Here is a 1,303-nt window from a genome sequence, read left to right as displayed (position 1 = left end):
ACCCCTTCGCCACGATCGCCAAGTTCATTATAAATATTCAATGGCAGGGGCAGCAGGAATTGAACCCACACCAACGGTTTTGGAGACCGTTGTTCTACCTTTAAACTATGCCCCTAAAAACTGGTGGAGGATGATGGATTCGAACCACCGAACTCGAAGAGAGCAGATTTACAGTCTGCCGTGTTTAGCCACTTCACTAATCCTCCAGAATGGTGCCGGCGAGAGGACTTGAACCCCCAACCTACTGATTACAAGTCAGTTGCTCTACCAATTGAGCTACACCGGCATATAAAGTTATAAAACGTACATGGTGGCTCGGGACGGAATCGAACCGCCGACACGAGGATTTTCAGTCCTCTGCTCTACCGACTGAGCTACCGAGCCTTAAAGCTCTTCGCGAACTTTGACGGAACCCAATATCGGATACTCATCTCATCCCAAAGTAATAAATAATGGCGGAACTGACGGGATTCGAACCCGCGATCTCCTGCGTGACAGGCAGGCATGTTAGGCCTCTACACCACAGTTCCACGAGGCATTATCGCTATCGCGATATAAATTGGTTGCGGGGGCAGGATTTGAACCTACGACCTTCGGGTTATGAGCCCGACGAGCTACCGAACTGCTCCACCCCGCGTCATTAAAAGGGTTACTGCAATGGTGATAAATTATGGTGGAGGCTGAGGGGATCGAACCCCCGACCCTCTGCTTGTAAGGCAGATGCTCTCCCAGCTGAGCTAAGCCTCCGTAACAAAGCGACTTTTATCATACCAAAATCTGATATAAGATGCAAGTGTTTTTCAAAAAAAAGTGGTGACCCGTAGGGGATACTCTCACTTCGTTCGAGACTGCGAAGCCTCTGCTTACGAAGTAATCCTCCGACGAACCGACGGGATTCTCATCCCCTGATGCAATAAAGAAAGTGGTGACCCGTAGGGGATTCGAACCCCTGTTACCTCCGTGAAAGGGAGGTGTCTTAACCCCTTGACCAACGGGCCTTGCTTGAAATAATAGTGGCGGAGAGAGAGGGATTCGAACCCTCGAGACGCTTTTGGCGCCTACACGATTTCCAATCGTGCTCCTTCGGCCAACTCGGACACCTCTCCATAAATGGCTCCCCGAACAGGACTCGAACCTGTGACAACTCGATTAACAGTCGAGTGCTCTACCAACTGAGCTATCAGGGAACAATATTCAATTCAAGTGTTTGATCACCTGAAAACTAGATACGAAACGAAATTTGCAGCACATTGAAATAGTTTTTTGGATAAGCCCTCGACCGATTAGTATTGGTCAGCTCCAT

Annotated in this window: 10 tRNA genes; all 10 read right to left on the bottom strand. The window is 49.0% G+C overall.

Annotation, left to right across the window (positions count from 1 at the left end):
* Positions 1-41 precede the first annotated feature (41 nt).
* The 10 genes from ABEW73_RS32860 to ABEW73_RS32815 all read right to left on the bottom strand — a co-directional run bounded on the left by ABEW73_RS32860 (position 42) and on the right by ABEW73_RS32815 (position 1,187).
* Positions 42-115 (bottom strand) — tRNA-Trp (locus ABEW73_RS32860).
* Positions 116-121: 6 nt separating this feature from the next.
* Positions 122-206 (bottom strand) — tRNA-Tyr (locus tag ABEW73_RS32855).
* 4 nt (positions 207-210) lie between these two features.
* Positions 211-286: transfer RNA gene (locus ABEW73_RS32850), tRNA-Thr, on the bottom strand.
* Positions 287-308: 22 nt separating this feature from the next.
* Positions 309-384, bottom strand: a tRNA-Phe gene (locus tag ABEW73_RS32845).
* Between the two features lie 69 nt (positions 385-453).
* A tRNA-Asp gene (locus tag ABEW73_RS32840) sits at positions 454-530 on the bottom strand.
* Positions 531-560: 30 nt separating this feature from the next.
* A tRNA-Met gene (locus ABEW73_RS32835) sits at positions 561-637 on the bottom strand.
* Positions 638-671: 34 nt separating this feature from the next.
* Positions 672-747, bottom strand: a tRNA-Val gene (locus tag ABEW73_RS32830).
* Between the two features lie 176 nt (positions 748-923).
* Positions 924-998, bottom strand: a tRNA-Glu gene (locus ABEW73_RS32825).
* A 16-nt stretch (positions 999-1,014) separates the two neighbouring features.
* Positions 1,015-1,106, bottom strand: a tRNA-Ser gene (locus tag ABEW73_RS32820).
* A 5-nt stretch (positions 1,107-1,111) separates the two neighbouring features.
* Positions 1,112-1,187 (bottom strand) — tRNA-Asn (locus ABEW73_RS32815).
* Between the last annotated feature and the right edge of the window lie 116 nt (positions 1,188-1,303).

The organism is Paenibacillus lautus (assembly GCF_050482385.1).
Lineage (GTDB): Bacteria > Bacillota > Bacilli > Paenibacillales > Paenibacillaceae > Paenibacillus_AQ > Paenibacillus_AQ lautus_B.
The sequence above is the reverse complement of the archived record's forward strand: the minus strand, read 5'-3'. Positions and strand labels throughout refer to the sequence as shown.